The sequence below is a fragment of the Sporosarcina jeotgali genome (assembly GCF_033304595.1).
GTDB lineage: Bacteria > Bacillota > Bacilli > Bacillales_A > Planococcaceae > Sporosarcina > Sporosarcina jeotgali.
Map to the genome: position 1 here is coordinate 1,189,517 of NZ_CP116341.1, position 21,970 is coordinate 1,211,486.

The window sequence follows — 21,970 nt, forward strand, 5'->3', positions numbered from 1 at the left end:
TTCGCGAACCTGTAACAACTGCAAAGAAAGAGATGGCTCTTTTTAGAGCGCCATCTCTTTTTTTTGTGTATAATATGCAGAAGATAGCTTGGAAGGATGAATGACTAATGAGTAAACCAACAGTAGCCATCGTAGGACGTCCGAATGTCGGAAAGTCCACGATTTTTAACAGAATTGTCGGAGAACGTATATCGATAGTAGAAGATGTTGCAGGCGTAACAAGAGATCGGATTTATAGTGCAGCGGATTGGCTGTCTCACGATTTTAATTTAATTGACACAGGCGGAATTGATATTGGGGATGAACCATTTCTAGTTCAAATTCGTTTGCAGGCTGAAATTGCAATTGAAGAAGCAGATGTAATCATTTTCCTTACTAATGGAAGAGAAGGGGTTACGGATGCGGATGAGCAAGTTGCGAAGATTTTGTATAAAACGAAAAAACCAGTAGTCCTTGCTGTCAATAAAGTGGACAACCCTGAAATGAAGGACATGATTTATGATTTCTATTCACTCGGTTTTGGCGATCCGTATCCAATTTCAGGTGCACATGGTCTTGGTCTTGGTGATCTTTTAGATACCGTAGCAGAGAACTTCCCTGATCCTTCAGAAGAAGAAATTGAAGATGATGTGATCCGTTTTTCTTTGATTGGACGGCCGAACGTAGGGAAATCCTCGCTTGTCAATGCTTTGCTCGGTGAAGACCGTGTAATTGTCAGTGATGTTGCAGGCACTACAACGGATGCAATTGACTCTTCTTATGAATACGAAGGACAGAAATTCAAAATTATTGATACTGCAGGAATGCGGAAAAAAGGTAAGGTGTACGAGAATACGGAAAAATACAGTGTCCTGCGCGCCTTGAAGGCCATTGATCGCTCTGATGTTGTATTGATCGTCATTAATGGTGAGGAAGGTATCCGCGAGCAGGATAAACGAATTGCCGGGTACGCTGAAGAAGCAGGTAAAGGCATTCTCTTCGTAGTAAATAAGTGGGATGCACTTGAAAAAGATGAAAAAACGATGAATCGTTTTAATGAAGATATCCGTAAAAATTTCTTGTTCCTAGATTATGCGCCGATTGCATATGTATCTGCAAAAACAAAGCAGCGGGTCCGCTCATTGTTTGATTTAATCGTTAATATTAGTGAAAATCATTCGATGCGTATTCAGTCAAGTGTCTTGAACGAAGTAATTGAAGATGCGATTGCTAGAAATCCAGCTCCGACAGATAAAGGGAAGCGTCTTCGCATTTATTATTCAACACAGGTTGCTGTCAGACCGCCTGCATTTGTCGTGTTTGTGAACGACACAGAACTGATGCACTTTTCGTATGAACGATTCCTGCGCAATCGTTTGCGCGAGTCTTTCGGGTTTGAAGGAACGCCGATTCGAATTATTACTCGGGCTAGAAGTTAACGAAACTGTCGGAAAGGATGAGGAATCTTGAAAAAAGTCTCTGTAATTGGTGCGGGAAGCTGGGGAACTGCCCTTGCTTTTGTTCTTGCTGAAAACGGACATGACTGTCTAATTTGGGGAAGAAGACAAGAACAGACGGATGAGATAAACGAACAGCATACGAACCAAGCTTACTTGAAAAACTGTAAATTGCCTGAATCCTTGAAAGCCAGTTCGAATCTTGAACAGGTAGTCGAGCATGCAGACATACTTATAGTTGCGGTTCCGACAAAAGGGATGCGGGAAATCGGATCACAATTGAACGATCTTATCCAGCAGCCGAAACTGATTGTCCATGTTTCGAAAGGAATTGAACCGGATACGCTTAAGCGGATTACTGAAATGCTGGCAGAGGAAATCCGTCCTGAAGCACGTAAAGGGCTTGTTGTGCTTTCTGGACCGTCTCATGCTGAAGAAGTAGTACTGCGTCACCCTACGACTGTAACAGTTGCTTCAGAGGATACACGTGCAGCAGAAGAGATTCAAACCCTATTCATGAACTCCTTCTTCCGTGTGTATACCAACGAAGACGTTCTAGGCGTTGAGCTGGGCGGTGCATTGAAGAATGTCATTGCATTGGCTGCGGGAATTACGGACGGTTTAGACTACGGAGACAATGCTAAAGCAGCCTTAATCACACGGGGACTAGCAGAAATTACTCGTCTCGGTGTCAAAATGGGTGCAAATCCTGTGACGTTTGCGGGGTTAGCTGGAATGGGCGACTTGATTGTCACAGCGAATAGTGTGCATTCACGTAACTGGAAAGCAGGAAATATGCTTGGAAAAGGTCATTCGTTAAAAGAAGTGACAGAAGGCATGGGAATGGTAATTGAAGGTGTGCGTACAACTAAGGCCGCTCATCAGCTTGCTAAGCAGTATGACGTTTCTATGCCGCTTACAGAAGCTTTATACTCTGTATTATTTGAGGGTCACGAACCTAAAGAGGCAGTAGATTGGTTAATGAATCGCGGGAAAAAGAAGGAAACTGACGATTTTTCTAATTAATTCTGCATGACTGCCATGCAGGTTCCCTTATACTCATGTATAAATTTACGATTGGAAGGAATGACGTACTTTGTCCTCGTTGGATAAAATGTGGCTGTCTTTTTATGCCATGGGTTTCATGATGATCTCAATGGGGCTCATTCATGTCAGCCGTACCAAATTAACAAACAAGCTTCTTAAAATAGGTTTTGCTGTCGTTGCCTATGGGTTACTGATCTTCTCATTCTTTGCTATGATCTACCTAGTCTTTAACGGACCTACAGGAGGCGCATAAAGCTATGAATAAAGTGCAGCTGCTCCCTATAGTTATGATTGTTTCGCTCCTCTTGTCAGGGTGCATGTACCCTCAAGATGAAATGGAAAGCAAACAAAGACCTTATGAAGATCAATTGGAGACTGTACAAAAAGCAGTCGATACGTATCAAGAACAATCAGATGGATTATTGCCGATAAAGACTCGCGATATGAATACTGATCAATATATTAAGTACCCAATCGATTTTACGAAAATTGTTCCCTCTTTGACAGAGAAGATTCCATCAAATGCTTATGAACAAGGCGGTATTTATCAATACGTCCTAATGGATGTAGAAGAAAATCCAACCGTGAAACTTGTAGACTTACGTGTTGCAGAGCGGATCCGTGAATTAATCTTACGGAAAACGGTTAATGGGGTACTGCCTTTTAAAGACCCGGTTCAAGAAGGGGCAAACGTCTATGAAGTCGACTTCGAAAAAATGGGGCTGAAGAAACCATTGACTGTTGAAAGTCCTTATTCGGATGCGCATTTGCCGCTTGTGGTCGGCGGAGATGGCAAGTTCTATATCGATTACTCGATTGACTTAAATCGTATTTTGTCGCAAGAAAAGCCATCTGTTAAGCCGGGAGAAGACATCCGTTACTTGCTTGCGGACAATTATCCTATCCTTCCTGCCTATTCATTACCGTATACAGTGAACGAAAATAATGAACCTGTTTTCATGAAATCGTCTAACTGAACAAAAACGTTTCGTGCTTTTATGCATGAAACGTTTTTTGTTTTCATAAACTACTATGCGTAGAAAAGGAGGACGATGGAAATGAAAGAAGAACTATATGAAAACTTAGCGAGACGAACGGATGGCGATATTTATATCGGAGTGGTAGGTCCTGTTCGTGTCGGAAAATCCACTTTTGTTAAACGGGTTATGGAAGAAGTAGTTATCCCCAATATGAGTGAGCAGGCAGACCGGACTCGTGCGCAAGATGAGCTTCCACAAAGCTCTCCAGGCCCAGTCATTATGACGGCTGAACCGAAATTTGTGCCAGCACAAGGAACCGCAGTTTCAATTGGAGATGGCGAACTCTCTTTTCAAATTCGATTGGCAGACTGTGTAGGCTATGTGATTGACGGTGTGAAGGGCTACGAGGATGAGGATGGACCTAAATACGTCCATACCCCGTGGCATAATGAACCGATTCCATTTGAAGAAGCCGCCCGTATTGGAACCGATAAGGTCATTCGGGATCATTCAACAATTGGGATTTTGTTAACAACAGACGGGACAGTAAATAATATTCCGAGAGCTTCGGCGGAGGCCGCGGAAACTGAAATTGTGTCAAAACTAAAGGAAATCGGTAAGCCGTTTGTCATTGTGCTGAACTCCAAAATGCCGGCACATGAGAAAACGGTTCAACTGAAACAGAAATTACAAGAGGAACATGGAGTCCCTGTCATTGCGATTAGTGCGGATCAATTAAATGCCCAGGAAATTCAGCTGATCTTAAAGGAAGCTCTATATGAATTCCCAATCACTCATATCGATCTTCAAAAACCGGACTGGATGGATGTGTTAGGGTCAGAGCATTATTTGAATGCAAATATTGATGAAATAATTAATGAAGGGTTTCTGGAAGCGTCAAAAATCCGAAAGGTCCAGCAACTTGCGGAACGCCTGAATGAAGAGGATTATATTAAATCCGCTGAAGTTATTGAAGTAGATGCAGGCAAAGGCCGGGCCATCCTCGATTTGAAAATCGATGAACAAACCTACTTGGGTGTTTGTGAGTCATACATGGATACTGAGATGAAAACAAAGAAAGATTGGCTGGTGTTCATCCAAGAAGCGGTCAAAGCCAAAAAGTCTTATGATATGTTTGCAGAGGCGATTGAGACTGCGAAACAGGATGGATATGGCGTAGCGCTGCCAACAATTGCTGATTTCCAGCCGACACAGCCTGAACTGATCAAGCAAGATTCATTTTACGGTGTCCGCATGAAAGCGACAGCTCCAGCTTTACACGTGATTCGCATTGACATGGAGGCAGAATTCGCTCCTCTCATCGGATCAGAGTTCCATAGTCATCATTTGTTGAAAGAGTTGAAGAATGCCTACTTACATGATCGTGACGCGCTTTGGGAGACTCAATTGTTTGGAACACCTCTGCATGAAGTGCTAAAAGAAAGTATTCGATTCAAGACATCTGCGGTACCAAATAGTGCACGGCGAAGACTGCGCGAGACTATTGAAAAGATGGTAAATGAAGGGAATAAAGGTATGGTGACGTTCATCGTGTAACGTGTAAAGATCCGTCTACAGCGGGTCTTTTTTCTGTTTTTGGGATAAGTAAGCAATAATCGGATCACAATATTGTTGCACGGCAGAAATGGTTATGTTACTCTTTTTACAGTGTTAAAGAGGTTTACCAATGTTTGAGAGGAGGTGAACGAGATGAACAAAACTGAATTGATCAACTCCGTAGCAGAAGCAGCAGGTCTTTCTAAGAAAGATGCAACAAAAGCTGTTGAAACTGTTTTCGAAACAATCCAAGACGCTCTTTCAAAGGGTGAGAAGGTACAATTGATCGGCTTCGGTAACTTCGAAGTACGTGAGCGTGCTGCTCGTAAAGGCCGTAACCCTCAATCTGGAGAAGAAATTGAAATCGCAGCTAGCAAAGTTCCTGCATTCAAAGCAGGTAAAGCATTGAAAGATGCTGTAAAGTGAGTTCAATTACATAGAAGCTCGTCAGATATCCTTAACGGATAAGCTGGCGGGCTTCTTTCCGTTTTGCAGGTAAAATATTATCAGAGCCATCAACTGTACTGAACGCCGGGAGTATGCTACTATTTTGAAAGACTAGATGTGCATCAGAGGAGGTTCCACCGATGGAAGATGTGAATGTGGGAAAAATAGAACAGGCGGTCACGATGATCCTCGAAGCGATCGGTGAAGATCCAGAACGCGAAGGATTGTTGGAAACACCAAAGCGCGTAGCGAAAATGTATGCTGAAGTATTCGAGGGTATGAAGGATGATCCCCGTATGTACTTTGAAACCGTTTTTCATGAACAGCATGAAGAAGTAGTGCTGGTAAAAGATATTCCTTTTTATTCAATGTGTGAGCATCATCTCGTTCCATTTTTCGGTGTTGCCCATATTTCATACATACCTCGGGACGGTGTTGTGGCAGGACTCAGTAAATTAGCGAGAGCGGTTGAATCCACTGCTAAGCGTCCACAGCTGCAAGAACGAATCACGACAACGGTTGCAGACGCTATGATGGAGATGTTGAAGCCGCTCGGTGTTTACGTCATCATAGAAGCTGAGCATATGTGCATGACAATGCGAGGCATTAAGAAGCCGGGTTCGAAAACGATTACGACTGCAGCAAGAGGAATTTACGAACACGACGATGTGAAACGGTCGGAAATTCTTTCACTCGTAAAGTAAGGTCCCGGTCCTTTGCGGATCGCTGTTTAACTATGATATGATAGGTAAGATATGAAAGACGGGAGAGAGAACTATGACTGCACCAGATTACATCGTCATTAAAGCAAAAGAAGATGGTGTCAGTGTTATCGGGTTAACCCGTGGAAACGACACGAAATTCCACCATACGGAAAAACTAGACTGTGGAGAAGTGATGATTGCCCAGTTTACGGAACACACATCCGCTATGAAAATCCGTGGGAGTGCAGAGATAACAACTGCGCACGGGGTTGTCTCCAGTGAAGAGAGAGCATAACAGCAACCTGCATCGTTCACTTGTTAGATGCCTTGGAATGGAGAAACGGTGATGAATAAACACGATTTGAATTCAATTGTAGAAAACTATATAAATGACTTGCAATATGTACTCCGTGAATCCATTCTCAAGCGAGAAATTGGCCGTTTCCCTGTAGACTCCATGAAAGCTTTTTTTCTTTTGCTGCCTATTGTGAACGAAAAAAATGAGGAAGACAATCTTCGGAAGATTACATTGTCTATTGGTGCGATTCACGCTGCGCTTGATGTTCACGATCGCATTGAAAGTGCTCATGCGACGTCTGCTGAACAACAGCTGACAGTTCTTGCTGGTGATCATTTCAGTGGAATTCATTATCGGATTTTAGCTGGAATCGGGGAGTTTGCTTTTATTCGCGAATTGTCCCAAACGATTGCCCATATTAACGAGCAAAAAACGGCATTGCATCAAGAACGCCGTCCAACCGCTTCGGTTTTGCTGGAAAGATTAAAAGTCATTGAATCAGGATGTATTTCCACTTTCTATAACGCATACGGTTTTGGCGATTATCTGGCGTTAACCGAAACAGTGCTGACGTTTGTTAAACTGAATGGAATGGCTAATTCTGAAGAGCAGCAAGCATTTGTTATTGATAAATCCATTATTCAACAAGCAATGGACATACTTCTCCCAACGCTCAATCATGAGCTTGAACAAATAAGTTCATTACATCCGGTGCTTCAACAGGTGATTCAAGAGATTGTAACCCCTATGAAGTGCTAAGCTGACATTGAAAAGAGGAGATTCCACTTGAGTCAATCTAAAGAACAGAAAGTGCATTCTGTATTCGAATCGATATCAACGGATTATGATAAGATGAATTCTGTTATCAGTTTTAACTTGCACAAAAAATGGCGTGCAGACATTATGAAGCGAATGAACGTAAAAGCGGGATCGAAGGCTTTAGACGTCTGCTGCGGCACTGCTGACTGGACTATTTCTATGGCACAGTCGGTAGGAAGTGAAGGACATGTTACAGGGCTGGATTTTAGCAATGCGATGTTGACTTCAGCTGCTCCTAAAACGGACAAGCACCCGAATATTACTCTGATTCAAGGGAATGCGATGGAGCTTCCGTTTGAAGATCATACATTTGACTATGTGACAATCGGTTTCGGTTTACGAAATGTGCCTGATTATGAAAAAGCACTGAAAGAGATGTACCGGGTTGTTAAACCTGGCGGGATTGTCGCATGCCTGGAAACATCCCAATCAGAGATTCCTGGTTATCGACAATTATTCAGACTTTATTTTAATTATATTATGCCGGTTTTTGGAAAACTGTTCGCGAAAAGTTACAATGAGTATTCTTGGCTTCAAGAATCTGCTGATGAATTCCCAGGTCGTGAGGAATTAGCTCAGCTGTTTAAGTCTGCTGGATTTACTCAAGTCGATTATCGTCCATATAGCGGCGGAGTAGCCGCTGGACATATCGCGATCAAATAATAAGCAGGCGGGAGAAGGGAATCATTTTGGAAAAGTTGAAGGCAATGGCATTATATACAGATTTCCGAAAGGAACTCATCTATATTGAGAAAGAGCTTGAGAATGCCGTTCAATCGGACTCTCCGCTTATTCAGCAAGCATCTATGCATTTGCTGAGGGCTGGAGGAAAAAGGATCCGTCCAATTTTCGTATTTCTTTCTTCAAAGTTCGGAAATTACTCGATGGAAACAACCGCTAAAGTAGCTGTTTCCTTGGAGCTTGTTCACATGGCCTCTCTCGTACATGACGATGTCATTGACGATTCAAATATGAGAAGAGGCCGTAAAACTGTAAAATCTAAGTGGGATAATCGAGTTGCAATGTATACGGGCGACTTCATTTTTTCGCGCGCTTTGACGTCGATCGGTGAAATTGAAATGGCTTCTGTCCATCGATTGTTAGCAGATACCATGCTTGAGATTTGCAAAGGTGAAATTATCCAATTTGATTATCAGAGAAGAACGGATCAATCGTTCCGTGATTACTTACGACGTATTAAGCGGAAAACGGCACTTCTGTTGTCTTCTAGCTGCGAGTTGGGTGCTCTCATTTCTAATGCTGATGATGAAGTGGTGCGCAGATTAAGAAACTTTGGCTATTATGCGGGTATGGCATTCCAAATTGTTGACGATATATTAGATCTTACGTCTTCGGACAAACAGTTAGGGAAACCTGCGGGGTCTGATCTCCTTAACGGGCACCTGACGTTACCCATATTGTACATACGAAACGAACTGGCATTTCAGCCGTATTTGACGAAAGCATTTGATGGGACGCTGTCTGAGAAGGAACGTACTGAGATGCTGCGCTATATACGGGAAAGCGGCGCAATTGAAAAAGCCCACGAAGTTAGTGATTTGTATTTGGAGAAAGCTACAGCTGAGATTCGGTCATTACCGGATAGCGATGCGAAAAAAGCATTCGAACAAGTGGCTGACTTTCTTGCAAAGCGAACTTTTTAAATTCTCACGGAAAAAGAAAAAATTGAAAGATCGCTTGACCTTTGGTACGATCAGTAAGGGTAATCCCGATTTGTCACTATGAAGGAGTGTAATTGAATTATGGAAAAAACATTTTTAATGGTAAAACCTGATGGCGTTCAACGCGGTCTAATCGGTGAAATCGTAAATCGTTTCGAAAGCAAAGGATATCAGCTGGTTGGCGGGAAATTGATGACAATTTCTCAAGAACTTGCAGAGCAGCATTACGGTGAGCACAAAGAGCGCCCGTTCTTCGGCGAGCTTGTTGACTTCATTACTTCTGGTCCTGTATTTGCTATGGTATGGGAAGGCGAAAACGTCATCTCTACTGCACGTCTTATGATGGGCGCTACAAACCCTAAGGAATCAGCACCAGGAACAATTCGCGGTGATTTCGCAGTCACTGTTGCAAAGAACATCATTCACGGTTCAGATTCACCAGAATCTGCAGAGCGTGAAATCGGTTTGTTCTTCAAAGAAGAAGAACTTTCTTCTTACGAAAAAGCAGTAAACAGCTGGATCAACTAATACAAAGCAAAAACAGCCTAGCGGGTTCCGCCGGCTGTTTTTGTTATACATAATTGTTCGATGGATGGAGGTAAAAAATTGTCGGATTACACGAAATTTATCGCCAGTGTTAAGCAAAAAACAGGAATCGACTTATCTCTGTATAAAGAAGCACAGATGAAAAGACGCCTTACTTCGCTTTATGAAAAAAGAGGATGTAAAAATTTTACCGAATATTTTGAGGTGATCCGCAGTGATCGCACTATGATGGATGAGTTTCTGGACCGAATGACGATTAATGTATCTGAATTTTACAGGAACTCGCAACGGTGGGATGTGTTGGACAAAAAGATTCTTCCACAGCTTTTGCAGAAAACTAAAAAGTTGAAATGCTGGAGTGCTGCATGTTCTACAGGTGAAGAACCCTATTCCATGGCTATGGTTCTCTCCAATCATTTGCCACTGAAAGAAATTACAATTTCAGCCACTGACTTGGATAATGGTGTTATCGAAAAAGCAAAGGTCGGTTTATATCCGGAACGTTCCTTGAAAGAAGTACCTGCAGCTGTAAAACAAAAGTATTTTAAGCAAGAAGGCCAATTCTTCCAAGTAACAGATGAAGTGAAGAAAACGGTTATTTTTAAGCAGCATAACTTGCTGGATGATGCGTATGGAAATGACTTTGACTTAATCGTCTGCAGAAATGTCATGATTTACTTTACTGAAGAAGCAAAACACCAAATTTACACGAACTTCGCTAAAGCATTAAAGCCGGGTGGAATTCTTTTCGTTGGAAGTACTGAACAAATTTTTAGTCCCGAAAGGTATGGCTTGGAATCGGAAGACACCTTTTTTTATAAGAAAATATGAAAAATCCGGACTTTTCCGGATTTTTTTGTTTAAACAAGTAGTCAACGATGCTGTAGTTTGGTAAAGTGCTAACAATGGTTGCATTTCAGCAAGTATCAAAAGGGGGATTTCAAGATGAGAGTATTAACAGCAGGGGAATCGCATGGTCCTGAATTGACCGCAATTATTGAAGGATTGCCAGCGCAATTGCCGCTGACCGCTGAAATGATTACTAGAGAACTTTCGCGCAGGCAGGGCGGGCACGGACGTGGCCGGAGGATGCAGATCGAAAAAGATCGGGTAGTGATCTCGTCTGGTGTCCGACACGGAAAAACGTTAGGATCGCCTGTAACGTTAACAGTCGTTAACGATGATTGGAAGCATTGGACATCTATTATGGGAATTGAACCGCTTTCCGAGGATGTTCGGCCTGAGGATATAAAACGACAGATTACTCGTCCCCGACCTGGTCATGCAGACTTAGTCGGCGGCATTAAATATGGTCACCGGGATCTTAGAAACGTTCTGGAGCGTTCATCAGCGCGCGAGACGACGATGCGTGTAGCTGCTGGCGCGGTGGCAAAACAATTTTTACGCGAACTCGGCATTCATACAGTTGCACATGTAGTTGAAATTGGAGGTATTTGTGCTGATTCTGCTTCAACTGCTGACCTTTCTATGGAAGAGCTTCGTACACGTGTCGAAGCGGATGCTGTGTACTGTGCAGACCCAAAGGTTTCACAAGCTATGGTCGAAGCAATCGATGATGCAAAGGGGCGTGGGGACACTTTAGGCGGTGTCGTGGAAGTTGTCATCGAAGGCTGCCCCCCCGGAATGGGAAGCTATGCTCAATTCGATCGTAAGTTAGATGGGCGTCTAGCCGCTGCGATGATGTCGATTAACGCGTTTAAGGGCGTCGAATTCGGTATCGGGTTTGAAATGGCGAAACTCTTCGGAAGTGAAGTGCATGACGAGATCGCGTGGTCAGAAGAGAAGGGGTATTACAGAAAGTCGAATCGTTTAGGCGGATTAGAAGGCGGTATGTCCACCGGAATGCCGATTGTTGTCCGTGGGGTTATGAAGCCGATTCCCACGCTATATAAACCGTTAGAAAGTGTTGATATTGATACGAAGGAGCCATTTACTGCAACTATTGAGCGATCAGATCCTTGCGCGGTGCCTGCTGCTTCGGTTGTTGCAGAGCACGTAATTGCAACTGAGCTGGCTAAAGTAATTATTGAAGAGTTCCGTTCATTTGAAATGGATGGACTGAAACAAGATCTCGAACAGTATCGTCTATACGCGAAGGAGTTTTAAGTGATGGAGCAACTCACCGTGAAAACTAAAAGTACTTCATACGGCGTCCACATTGGCGAAAAGGTATATGATCTTTTCGCCACGGAGTATAAAGACTTACTGGACAATGCAGACAAAGTCGGGATTTTTGCAGATGCAGCGGCTGCCTCTTACCACCTCGGAAAACTTGAACAAGCGTTAAAGAAAGCCGCGATACCGTTCGAGGTACATGTCCTTCCAGCTGGAGAAGATTGTAAAACTGCAGATAATTTCTTCAGTTGTCACTCGTTTTTACTTCAGAAAAATTTCACAAGACAATCTATTCTGCTTGCGTTTGGCGGAGGAGCTTGCGGTGATCTGACGGGATTTGTAGCTGCAACGTATATGAGAGGGATTCCTTTTCTTCAATGCCCGACCACAATTCTTGCTCACGACAGTGCCGTAGGCGGGAAAACAGCGATTAACATGCCTGAAGGAAAAAATATGGTCGGATCCTTTCATCAGCCGGCGGGTGTTTTATTCCAGCCTGACTTATTTACGACGCTTCCAAAGAGAGAAGTGCGTTCAGGAATGGCTGAACTCATAAAGCATGCAATTATTTCGGATGCTGATTGGACAGAGTCATTGCTGTTGAATTCTGACTTCCCGTACTTTTCTGCAGAAGAGTTACCGGCCGAGCTGTTAAGAGGCATTCGAGTGAAAGCTGATATTGTTGCGCAGGATGAATTCGAACACGGGAACCGCAAATTTTTAAACTTTGGTCATACTCTGGGCCATGCAGTAGAAGCATATTTTGGGTTTGGCAAAGTCAGCCACGGAGAGAGTGTCATGATCGGCATGGCTTATGCTTTTCTGATGAGTGAGGCATATGGCGGAATCACTAAGGAATTCACAAATCGATTTATCCGTTTTGCAAATCATGCAGGTTATCCGATGCGAGCTATTCTGGATGTTGAATTCAAACCCCTGCTCGAATTCATGAGAAAAGATAAGAAAGTATCTTCCGGGGACCTGGTCTTTGTTTTGCTTCATAGTCTGGGGAACCCATTTACCGAAAAAGTTTCAGAAATTCAATGTGAACAGTCTTACCATGATTTTGTGTCGCGAATAAAGGAGGAAGTGTGAATATGACAGTGAGAGGTGTAAGGGGAGCAACAACTGTAAGTCAGGATGAACAGCAAGCTGTTTTAGAAGCAACCGGGCAATTAGTTCAAACAATGGCATCAGAAAATAAGTTGAAAGCTGATGATATTGTTTCTGTACTCATCTCTACTACAGTAGATGTGCAGTCTGCATTTCCCGCAAAAGCGGTTCGTACAATTGAAGGCTGGACATATGTCCCTGTGATGTGCATGCACGAAATGGATGTGTCTGGCGGAATGCCGCTTTGCATACGCGTACTTATGCACGTCAATACGGAAATGTCACAGCAGGACGTCGTTCATGTGTATCAAAATGAAGCAGTACAGCTAAGGCCGGATCTTAAGAGATAATTCAGCATTTAGGGGGAGTCCGCAAATGAATTGGAAACCAGCACTAGCAACTATGAAGCCATACAAACCTGGACGATCTATTGAAGATGTCCAAAAAGAATTCGACTTGGAAAAGATCGTCAAACTTGCGTCTAACGAAAACCCATATGGCTGCGCACCGTCAGTCCGGAAGCTTTTAATGGATTCAGGTGTTCAAGTTGAAATGTATCCTGAAACCTCCGCTCCTCCGCTCAAAACAAAACTGGCTCAAAAATTAGGTGTGGATGAAACGAATGTGATCCTCGGTAACGGGTCAGACGATCTTATTACAATCATTTGCCGTGCACTCTTAAATCGCGATACAAATACGTTGATGCCAACTCCATCATTTCCTCAATATGCCCACAACGCGAAAATTGAAGGTGCAGAAGTGCGTGAAATTCCGTTAACAGACGGGCAGCATGATTTAGATCGGTTTCTAAATGAAATTGACTCATCAACAGCTGTCATTTGGATCTGCAGCCCTAATAATCCAACAGGCGACCTCATATCATCTGAGCGATTAAAGAAGTTTTTGGATTCAGTACCTCCTGCAATCCTTACTGTTTTGGATGAAGCGTATTATGAATACATAACTGAGGCAAGTTATGAAAATCCAATTGAATGGCTATCTGAATACCCGAATCTCATGATTTTACGAACATTCTCTAAAGCGTACGGACTTGCTTCATTCCGTGTGGGATATGGCATCGCCTCAACTGAAGTCATTTCAGAACTTAACAAAATCAGAAATCCGTTTAATACAAGTTCCCTGTCACTCCTTGTTGCAGAGCATGCTCTGGCAGACCAGGCGTTCATTGACGAATGTCGCAGTGCGAACGCAAAACAGCGGAAGCGCTTTGAACAGTTTGCAGAAAAACACAACCTGCACATCAACCCGTCTGAAGCGAATTTTGTTCTGATAGAAGTGCCGATGGATGCAAATGAAGCAGCTGATAAGCTGTTGCAAAAAGGCTATATTGTAAGAAGCGGAAATCTGCTTGGAACCCCAAATCGGATCCGTGTCACTATCGGTTCCGAAGAACAAAATAATGGGTTCTTCAAAGCGTTCGAAACACTTATGACAAATAGAGGGTAATTATATGACAACTAATGTATCTATTATCGGACTAGGCTTAATTGGCGGATCTCTAGCGTTAGCATTGAAACGTAATCCTGAACTCATCATCACAGGATTTGACCGCTCCTATAAATCTGCCGATGAAGCGTATCGGCGAGGAATCATTGACTCCGTTGCTCCGTCGGTTAAAGCTGCAGCAAAAGAAGCAGACTATATAATATTCGCTGTGCCTGTTGCGGCCACGGTTCAACTGTTGCAGGAAGCTGTAACGTGGGACATGAAATCATCAGTAATCGTAAGTGATACAGGCAGTACCAAAAAACCAATTATGAGTGCAGCACAAGGATTGATTGAAAAAGGAATTACCTTTATTGGCGGACATCCGATGGCGGGTTCACATAAAAGCGGAATCTCGGCAGCCATAGGGCATTTATTCGAAAATGCCTATTATGTATTAACGCCTGCAGAAAATGGTCATCCAGATGACCTCGAGCGCATGAAAACTTTATTAACCGTGACGCGAGGGAAGCTGGCTGTGTTAGATGCAGCTGAACATGATCAAATGACTGCAGTAGTCAGCCATTTTCCACATATCATCGCGTCATCGCTTGTAAATATGCTGTCTTCACAAGAACAGGGGCAGCCTTTCGTGCGACGATTGGCAGCTGGCGGTTTCCGTGATCTCACACGAATTGCTTCTGCGGACCCGGTTATGTGGAGAGATATCACAGTTCAGAACAAAGAACAGCTAGTGGATCAGCTGGATCGATGGCTATCCGAAATGCACTCTGTACGTAAAATGCTTAATGAGAGTGATCCTGATTCGATTCAACAGTTCTTCGATGATGCAAAACATTTCCGAGACAATCTTCCATCGGTTGCACAAGACGCAGCACAAGGTGCATTATATATGCAATTTGATCTTCATATAGATATCCCTGATCATCCAGGTGTGATTTCTGAAATCACACGGATCTTAGCTTCAAACGAGATTAGTTTAACGAATATAAGAATTGTTGAAACGCGCACAGATGTATATGGAATTCTCGTTATTAGCTTCCGTTCTGCAGCAGAACGAAACAATGCTGCACAAGTACTCGAGAAAGAAACCGAGTACTCTATGCAAATACTTTGACGGAGGTGCTTTTTATGGAGAAAATAGACATGATCACAGCTGCCTTTAATGGAGAAGCTTTGAATGGAACAATTCGAGTTCCAGGTGACAAATCAATTTCGCATCGTGCTGTCATGCTCGGCGCAATCGCAAAAGGGAAAACAACGATTAGTGGCTTCCTAGCCGGTGAAGACTGTCTTTCCACCATTCGGATTTTCTCTCAGCTCGGAGTGGAGATTGAAAGAAACGGTTCGGATGTAAGTGTCACAAGTCCGGGCATCAGCGGATGGAAAAACCCTGTAGAAGCGCTGGACGCTGGGAATTCGGGAACCACGGCTAGATTATTGCTTGGTATTCTAGCGGGATCATCAGTTACTGCTGAAATTACGGGAGATCGTTATTTACGTAAACGGCCAATGCGCCGTGTAACCGCCCCGTTAAATGAAATGAATGCTAGATTCAAAGGGAACACTGAAACTGAGACGTTGCCAGTGACAGTGGAAGGTACTAAGCTTAAAGCCATGTCCTATGAGATGCCTATTGCAAGTGCACAAGTTAAATCAGCTATTTTGTTTGCCGGTTTATCTGCAGAAGGAACGACACTAGTTACTGAAAAAGCTGTTTCCCGTGACCATACAGAAAGAATGCTTCGCCAGTTCGGTGCCAGCGTCCAATCTGAAGAAACTTCAGTCTCCATTGCTGGCGGTCAGTCTTTGCAAGCGTGTGACGTAAAAGTACCGGGAGATATTTCTTCAGCAGCTTTTTTCATGTGTGCTGCAGCAATGGTTCCAGGGAGCAAGATTACTTTTCTTGAAGTAGGTCTCAATCCTACCCGTACTGGGATTATCGACGTTTTGCAAGAGATGGGGGCGAAAGTATCCTTTGGTGAAAGGGTTAATGGAGAAGGCGAGCCATATGGCGAGTTAACGGTAGAATCATCTGATTTACATGCAATTGAAATTAGCGGCGCAATGATTCCGCGGCTTATCGATGAATTGCCTGTGATTGCATTACTCGCAACACAAGCAACGGGTACAACGGTCATTAAAGATGCTGAAGAACTTCGAGTGAAAGAAACAGACAGAATCGAAGCAGTTTGTTCAGAATTACAAAAGTTAGGCGCCATCATAGAGCCAACACCTGACGGCATGCGCATTACAGGTCCAACCAAGCTGACTGGCGGAATGCTGCGTTCACATGGTGATCATCGATTGGGGATGATGGCTGCGATTTCATCTGTAGTAGCGGATGGACCGGTACAGATAGAAGATGCTTCTTGTATAAATGTTTCTTATCCGGGATTCTTTGAACATCTGGATTCATTGACTCGTTCGAAACACTAATCGATTTTTGTATACAACGTGTTAAAAAAGGAGAAACTATGGAGCAGGTACAACAGTTAGAAAACATGATTACGAATGGCAATCTGCAAGGGATTGAAGAGACAGTAAAGCAACTGACAAACAGCACTGAATTTGATGCGGTTTATGACAGCGCAACTCTTCTTATGGAGTACGGTCTCGTTCCTCAAGCGGATCAGTTATATGATGCGTTACTTGCTCATATGCCAGATGCAGGGCAACTGAAAATAGATCGGGCAGAAGCTATGATGGCGCTGGGAAGAGAAGATGAAGCGCTCTTACTCTTAACGGATATCCATTCAGAAGAAGAGGAATATCTTCAAGCACTCTTGTTGTTAGCTGATTATTATCAAACCATTGGAATGGCGGAAGTTGCACTTGCTAAAATTGAAGAAGCATCAGCTCTCGCTCCTGAAGAGCCGGTCATCCGTTTTGCAAAAGCAGAACTTCTGCTGGAGAGTGGCAAATATTCAGAGGCCGCCCGTCTTTATTTGCAGCTGAAAGAGCGCGGGGTGGATGAAGTTGGCGGAGCATCCATAGAAGCGCGCATTGCTGAGGCGTATAGCGCAGGTGCTGCATACGAAGAGGCGGTTCCTTACTACGAATCCTTATTAAAACAAGGCGATGTACTACCAGACACGCTTTTCGGGGCAGCTTACAGTCAGTATCAAAGTGGAAATCCGCAGCCGGCTTTGCGGCACTTGGATCAGTTAATCGATATGGATCCTGATTATTTCTCCGCATATATGCTTGCAGGTCAGGCAAGTCTGTTACTAGAAGAAAATGAAAAAGCGTTCACATTCTTTACAGAAGGAATACGCAGGGACGAATTCGATAAAGAACTTCATCTTGCTGCTGGTAAAGCGGCTTTGAAGTTAGGAAAATCCGATGCAGCAGAGCGGTACTTGGGTGATGCACTTGCATTAGATCCTGAATACGTAGAAGCACGAATCTCTCTGGCCTCTTTGTTTGAACAACAAGAGCAATACGAAAACTTGCTTGAACTCCTTCGGGATACATCCGAAGAGCAATTGGAAATTCCTTTACTCGCTGCATTTAAAGCATATGCTGAGGAAAACTTGGAACGGTACACAGAGGCATACCATTCTTACGTTCTGGCATACACTGGCATGAAGGAAGATCCGGAATTTCTGGAAAGATACGCGAAATTCTTGCTAGAAGAAGGGAAACGATCGGAAGCGATGAACATTGTAAAGGAACTGGTGGCACTTGTACCGGATCATCCTGAATGGACATCATTTCTAGAGGATCAGGAAGAAGAGGAGGCGTAAGATGGAAGCCATGATTCCTGTCGCTGCCAAAAAAGATTTCATTAGGTGGTTTTTAAAGCGCTATCGTTTAAAGCGCCGGGAATGTGTCTGGATTTTGAATTACTTATTAAGCCATGAGAAGATTTTGAGAAATGTCCATTTCACAGACGACGCACATTTTTGTCCAAGGGCGATGGTGATTTCGACAACAGACTCGAATGGTGTGCCTTTCAGATTTTACAAGGGGAGTCTGATGACAACGGATGCGGAGAAGTCGTTTCACGATTTGCGATTGCATCCGGATGAAAAAATGTTCATTCAGCTTAACTTCCTAAAGAGCAATAGTTCACCGCAATATGCGAGTGTACTTGAAGAGAATCCGTATTTTCCAATGGATCAGCAAGTCAGTGAACGGGATCGCCAAATTGCTCAGCAGCTGTTAAAGGAAAGTGTAACAACGATGACGAAAGAAACACTAATGAAGCATGTGGATGAAGCACTTGATGCTAATGATGAAGAGCAATTTTTGGCACTATCTGCTATGCTGAATGAATTGAAAGTATTTGAAGAGCGCTGACTCCATCTACTATGATGGAGTCATTCTTCTCTAGGAAAGGTCGGATATAATGAATTGGAACGCTTCTGACATGAATTTGTTTCTGCAGCAAAAAGAGTACATAGATACATTGGTAGTTCCGCTTCTAAAAGTGGAGACTGTTGAAGAACGCATGAAGGCGAGCGCATCATCAACTGATTTCCTCATGAATTTAGCGGACTATTTAGAACTGCAATTTAAAGGACGAATTATGGTTGCGCCGCCTTTTGCATACACACCTTCCATGGAGCTGCAACAATTTGGTGAAGTGCTGTCAGATGACCTCTCCAAATCTTCTTTTAAACATATTTTTTATATGACAACGGATTCTCAATGGACAAGCATTGAAATGCCAGGAAAAGTATTATGGCTGCCCGCCATTCCAATTGAAAATATGGATGATCGGCTAAAACAATCTATTTTAGAGGACCAATTGAAGCAGCTGTTACCTCAATTAACTGAGGAATGGATAAAATAGGTAATCAGTAGAAGGAATTGTGAATTGTAATTGAGAAAAATTCATTATTTGTTCACAAACAGAAAACGCGCACAAATGCAACGTTGAATTTCAAGTGACGGTAGGATATTATAGATATGTCCTAGTATTAACAATTAGCAAAAGTATGTCCGTTGGACTGACTTTGGAGTAAGAGGAGGGAAATGAATGAGCAGCAAAGTGTCTAGACGCCAATTCCTTAACTACACATTGATGGGTGTCGGCGGATTCATGGTCTCAGCAGCAGCAATGCCAATGATTCGCTTTGCAATTGACCCGGTTTTAGCATCATCAGAAGGTGGCGATTTTATCCCAACGGATCAAAAAGCAGATGATGTTACAGAAACGCCAGTACGCGTCGATTATACGATCAAAGACCGTAAAGATGCTTGGTACAAATCAGACGTTTCAAACACTGCTTGGGTCTATAAAGATGGCGATAAAATCATCGCACTATCTCCTGTTTGTAAACATTTAGGTTGTACAGTAAACTGGGCAGGCGATGATACACACCCTAACGAGTACTTCTGTCCTTGTCATGGAGGCCGCTATGAGAAGAACGGTAAGAACGTTCCCGGTACTCCGCCAACTGGTCCACTTGACCAGTATGAAGTTGAAGTTATTGACGGCCTTGTCCATCTCGGTAAAACAATGCCGAACACATTAGTCTAATTAGTCAGGGGGTACAATCAAATTGATGAACAAAATTTATGATTGGGTCGATGAACGGCTTGATATCACCCCGATTTGGCGCGATATCGCTGATCATGAAGTACCCGAACACGTAAACCCCGCACATCATTTTTCTGCATTCATCTATTGTTTCGGAGGATTGACATTCTTCGTCACGGTAATCCAAATCTTATCTGGTATGTTCCTTACAATGTATTACACACCGGATATAGAAAATGCTTGGAAATCCGTTTATTATCTTCAAAACGAAGTTGCTTACGGAGAAATCGTGCGTGGTATGCACCACTGGGGAGCCTCTCTCGTAATTGTAATGATGTTCCTACATACATTACGTGTATTCTTTACAGGTGCTTATAAGAAGCCTCGTGAATTGAACTGGGTTGTCGGCGTTCTTTTGTTCGTTGTCATCTTAGGTCTTGGATTCACAGGATACTTATTGCCATGGGATATGAAAGCTTTATTTGCTACAAAAGTAGGAATTGAGATTGCAGGTTCTGTTCCGTTTATAGGTGAGTGGATTAAGATCCTTCTTGCAGGAGACGCGACGATCCTTGGAGCTCAAACGTTAACGCGATTCTTTGCGATCCACGTATTCTTCCTGCCTGCAGCACTTCTTGGATTGCTTGCAGCACACTTTATCATGATCAGAAGACAAGGTATTTCCGGACCGTTGTAAAACACGGGAATCCTTGATTTCTCACTAAGGAGGGAACAAGATGCAGCACGGAAAAGGTATGAAATTCGTTGGAGATTCACGTATTAAATCGAATCGAATGTCCAACACACCTAAAGACTATTCCGAATATCCGGGTAAGACGGAAGCCTTCTGGCCAAACTTCCTTTTGAAAGAGTGGATGGTTGGAGCAATCTTCTTAACTGGATATTTGATTATTACACTTGCACATCCATCTCCGCTTGAGCGTCAAGCGGACCCTACGGATACGACATACATTCCTCTTCCAGACTGGTACTTCCTATTTATGTACCAGTTGCTGAAGTATGAATTTGCGTCTGGTCCATTCAACGTCATTGGAGCAATTGTTGTTCCAGGACTTGCAGTGGGTGCACTTATGCTCGTTCCATTCATGGATACTTCGAAAGAACGCCGTCCATGGAAACGTCCATTGCCAACTGGCTTCATGCTACTGGCATTTGCAGCAATTTTCTATCTGACATGGGAATCTGTAGTGAACCATGACTGGGAAAAAGCAGCGGCACAAGGAGCAATCGTTGAAGAAGTTGAATTCGACGAAACTGCGCCTGGCTATGAGATTTATACGGGTTCGTCCTGTATCGGTTGTCACGGTGATCAGTTCCAAGGCGGATTGGGTCTTCCGCTGACAGATACTGGCCTTGCACCTGAAGATATTGAAAAGATCGCTCATGACGGGATTGGTTCAATGCCTCCAGGTCAATGGGATGGTTCTGATGAAGATTTGAAAACGATGGCTGAGTTCATCTCGAATCTTGGAAAAGAATAACAAAGAGGGAGTCAGGAAACTGGCTCCTTTTTCTATACATAGAAACGCATTCTGCAACATATGGAGTGATAGAATTGCAGCTGGCAATAACTTGGGTACGCATGACGTTGTTTCATAAATCATTCTTATGGATTCTTTTATTCATCAATATTGTTGGAACGGTATACGGTTACGATTGGTACATGTGGCAGCTGGAAATTACAGAACCGATTTTTTGGATATTTGTACCGGATAGTCCAACAGCGAGTCTATTCTTCTGTTTTGTCATTATTGGCTGGCTGTTGAATACACACTTCAGATTATTCGAAGCTCTTGCACTCATTACCTTAGTGAAGTATGGGGTGTGGGCAGTTGTGATGAACTTGCTCACACTGAACGAAACAGGATCAATTGGAGCAGCCGGATGGATGCTTGTCATTTCTCATGGGGCTATGGCTCTGCAGGGAGTGCTATATTGGAGTAACTATAAATTCGGGTTCCTATCAATAATGATTGCTGCTATATGGACGTTGCATAATGACATCATAGACTATGTGTTTGGGCAGATGCCTATTTATGGGGACTTGATGAAGGTTATGGACAAAATTGGCTACTTCACTTTTTGGTTATCCATCGCTTGTATAGGACTCGCGGTATGGAATTGGAAGCGCCGTCATAAAATTGTAACAGAGACTAGTCAGCTAGTATCTTAAAAGTTGCGAGTCACTTTCAAGCACATTAAAATAGAGAGTAGAGAAAGGGTGAG

Annotated in this window: 26 protein-coding genes; all 26 read left to right on the plus strand. The window is 43.2% G+C overall.

Annotated features, from left to right (window positions below; genetic code table 11):
- Positions 1 to 107 precede the first annotated feature (107 nt).
- The gene (gene der / locus PGH26_RS05610) at positions 108 to 1,418 is read left to right on the plus strand and encodes a ribosome biogenesis GTPase Der (protein ID WP_323693024.1); all 1,311 of its coding nucleotides are present in this window, start codon (positions 108 to 110) and stop codon (positions 1,416 to 1,418) included.
- 27 nt (positions 1,419 to 1,445) lie between these two features.
- On the plus strand, positions 1,446 to 2,462 hold the full coding sequence (locus PGH26_RS05615; RefSeq protein ID WP_323693025.1) for an NAD(P)H-dependent glycerol-3-phosphate dehydrogenase: 1,017 nt from the start codon (positions 1,446 to 1,448) through the stop codon (positions 2,460 to 2,462).
- Positions 2,463 to 2,592: 130 nt separating this feature from the next.
- Positions 2,593 to 2,736: a DUF2768 family protein gene (locus tag PGH26_RS05620; protein WP_431312533.1), complete on the plus strand. Its 144-nt coding sequence runs from the start codon at positions 2,593 to 2,595 to the stop codon at positions 2,734 to 2,736.
- A gap of 4 nt (positions 2,737 to 2,740) precedes the next feature.
- Positions 2,741 to 3,460, plus strand: a complete 720-nt coding sequence (locus tag PGH26_RS05625) for a hypothetical protein (RefSeq protein WP_323693026.1) — start codon at positions 2,741 to 2,743, stop codon at positions 3,458 to 3,460.
- 81 nt (positions 3,461 to 3,541) lie between these two features.
- Entirely contained in the window at positions 3,542 to 5,020 is a 1,479-nt protein-coding gene (gene spoIVA / locus PGH26_RS05630; protein ID WP_323693027.1) for a stage IV sporulation protein A, read from the plus strand.
- Between the two features lie 153 nt (positions 5,021 to 5,173).
- The gene (locus PGH26_RS05635) at positions 5,174 to 5,446 is read left to right on the plus strand and encodes an HU family DNA-binding protein (RefSeq protein WP_025784891.1); all 273 of its coding nucleotides are present in this window, start codon (positions 5,174 to 5,176) and stop codon (positions 5,444 to 5,446) included.
- Positions 5,447 to 5,607: 161 nt separating this feature from the next.
- A complete protein-coding gene (gene folE, locus PGH26_RS05640; protein ID WP_323693028.1) occupies positions 5,608 to 6,171 on the plus strand; it encodes a GTP cyclohydrolase I FolE in 564 nt (187 codons plus the stop codon).
- A 73-nt stretch (positions 6,172 to 6,244) separates the two neighbouring features.
- Complete coding sequence (mtrB, locus tag PGH26_RS05645; RefSeq protein WP_025784889.1) at positions 6,245 to 6,466, plus strand: trp RNA-binding attenuation protein MtrB; 222 nt, start codon at positions 6,245 to 6,247, stop codon at positions 6,464 to 6,466.
- Positions 6,467 to 6,517: 51 nt separating this feature from the next.
- Positions 6,518 to 7,228: a heptaprenyl diphosphate synthase component 1 gene (locus PGH26_RS05650; RefSeq protein ID WP_323693029.1), complete on the plus strand. Its 711-nt coding sequence runs from the start codon at positions 6,518 to 6,520 to the stop codon at positions 7,226 to 7,228.
- A gap of 27 nt (positions 7,229 to 7,255) precedes the next feature.
- A complete protein-coding gene (locus PGH26_RS05655) occupies positions 7,256 to 7,951 on the plus strand; it encodes a demethylmenaquinone methyltransferase (protein ID WP_323693030.1) in 696 nt (231 codons plus the stop codon).
- Between the two features lie 26 nt (positions 7,952 to 7,977).
- Positions 7,978 to 8,952, plus strand: coding sequence for a polyprenyl synthetase family protein (locus tag PGH26_RS05660; protein WP_323693031.1), 975 nt, complete (start codon positions 7,978 to 7,980; stop codon positions 8,950 to 8,952).
- Between the two features lie 99 nt (positions 8,953 to 9,051).
- The gene (gene ndk, locus PGH26_RS05665) at positions 9,052 to 9,498 is read left to right on the plus strand and encodes a nucleoside-diphosphate kinase (protein ID WP_323693032.1); all 447 of its coding nucleotides are present in this window, start codon (positions 9,052 to 9,054) and stop codon (positions 9,496 to 9,498) included.
- A 78-nt stretch (positions 9,499 to 9,576) separates the two neighbouring features.
- On the plus strand, positions 9,577 to 10,347 hold the full coding sequence (locus PGH26_RS05670; protein ID WP_323693033.1) for a CheR family methyltransferase: 771 nt from the start codon (positions 9,577 to 9,579) through the stop codon (positions 10,345 to 10,347).
- Between the two features lie 114 nt (positions 10,348 to 10,461).
- Positions 10,462 to 11,643, plus strand: a complete 1,182-nt coding sequence (gene aroC, locus PGH26_RS05675; RefSeq protein WP_323693034.1) for a chorismate synthase — start codon at positions 10,462 to 10,464, stop codon at positions 11,641 to 11,643.
- Positions 11,644 to 11,646: 3 nt separating this feature from the next.
- A complete protein-coding gene (aroB, locus tag PGH26_RS05680; protein ID WP_323693035.1) occupies positions 11,647 to 12,747 on the plus strand; it encodes a 3-dehydroquinate synthase in 1,101 nt (366 codons plus the stop codon).
- A gap of 2 nt (positions 12,748 to 12,749) precedes the next feature.
- The gene (gene aroH / locus PGH26_RS05685; protein ID WP_323693036.1) at positions 12,750 to 13,115 is read left to right on the plus strand and encodes a chorismate mutase; all 366 of its coding nucleotides are present in this window, start codon (positions 12,750 to 12,752) and stop codon (positions 13,113 to 13,115) included.
- 25 nt (positions 13,116 to 13,140) lie between these two features.
- Positions 13,141 to 14,232: a histidinol-phosphate transaminase gene (hisC, locus tag PGH26_RS05690; RefSeq protein ID WP_323693037.1), complete on the plus strand. Its 1,092-nt coding sequence runs from the start codon at positions 13,141 to 13,143 to the stop codon at positions 14,230 to 14,232.
- A 4-nt stretch (positions 14,233 to 14,236) separates the two neighbouring features.
- On the plus strand, positions 14,237 to 15,349 hold the full coding sequence (locus tag PGH26_RS05695; protein WP_323693038.1) for a prephenate dehydrogenase: 1,113 nt from the start codon (positions 14,237 to 14,239) through the stop codon (positions 15,347 to 15,349).
- Between the two features lie 14 nt (positions 15,350 to 15,363).
- Positions 15,364 to 16,671: a 3-phosphoshikimate 1-carboxyvinyltransferase gene (gene aroA, locus PGH26_RS05700; protein ID WP_323693039.1), complete on the plus strand. Its 1,308-nt coding sequence runs from the start codon at positions 15,364 to 15,366 to the stop codon at positions 16,669 to 16,671.
- A 38-nt stretch (positions 16,672 to 16,709) separates the two neighbouring features.
- On the plus strand, positions 16,710 to 17,981 hold the full coding sequence (locus PGH26_RS05705; RefSeq protein WP_323693040.1) for a tetratricopeptide repeat protein: 1,272 nt from the start codon (positions 16,710 to 16,712) through the stop codon (positions 17,979 to 17,981).
- 1 nt (position 17,982) lies between these two features.
- Positions 17,983 to 18,537 carry a ReoY family proteolytic degradation factor gene (locus tag PGH26_RS05710; RefSeq protein WP_323693041.1) on the plus strand — a complete coding sequence of 185 codons (555 nt, stop codon included), beginning with the start codon at positions 17,983 to 17,985 and terminating at the stop codon, positions 18,535 to 18,537.
- A gap of 49 nt (positions 18,538 to 18,586) precedes the next feature.
- Entirely contained in the window at positions 18,587 to 19,033 is a 447-nt protein-coding gene (locus PGH26_RS05715) for a DUF2487 family protein (protein ID WP_323693042.1), read from the plus strand.
- Between the two features lie 186 nt (positions 19,034 to 19,219).
- Positions 19,220 to 19,723 (plus strand): QcrA and Rieske domain-containing protein, encoded by a 504-nt coding sequence (locus tag PGH26_RS05720; RefSeq protein ID WP_323693043.1) that lies wholly within the window; start codon positions 19,220 to 19,222, stop codon positions 19,721 to 19,723.
- Between the two features lie 22 nt (positions 19,724 to 19,745).
- Positions 19,746 to 20,420, plus strand: a complete 675-nt coding sequence (qcrB, locus tag PGH26_RS05725) for a menaquinol-cytochrome c reductase cytochrome b subunit (protein WP_025784873.1) — start codon at positions 19,746 to 19,748, stop codon at positions 20,418 to 20,420.
- A 40-nt stretch (positions 20,421 to 20,460) separates the two neighbouring features.
- Positions 20,461 to 21,225: a menaquinol-cytochrome c reductase cytochrome b/c subunit gene (locus PGH26_RS05730; protein WP_323693044.1), complete on the plus strand. Its 765-nt coding sequence runs from the start codon at positions 20,461 to 20,463 to the stop codon at positions 21,223 to 21,225.
- 68 nt (positions 21,226 to 21,293) lie between these two features.
- A complete protein-coding gene (lhaT, locus tag PGH26_RS05735; protein ID WP_431312534.1) occupies positions 21,294 to 21,917 on the plus strand; it encodes a lipoprotein heptaprenylglyceryl N-acetyltransferase LhaT in 624 nt (207 codons plus the stop codon).
- Positions 21,918 to 21,970: the final 53 nt, after the last annotated feature.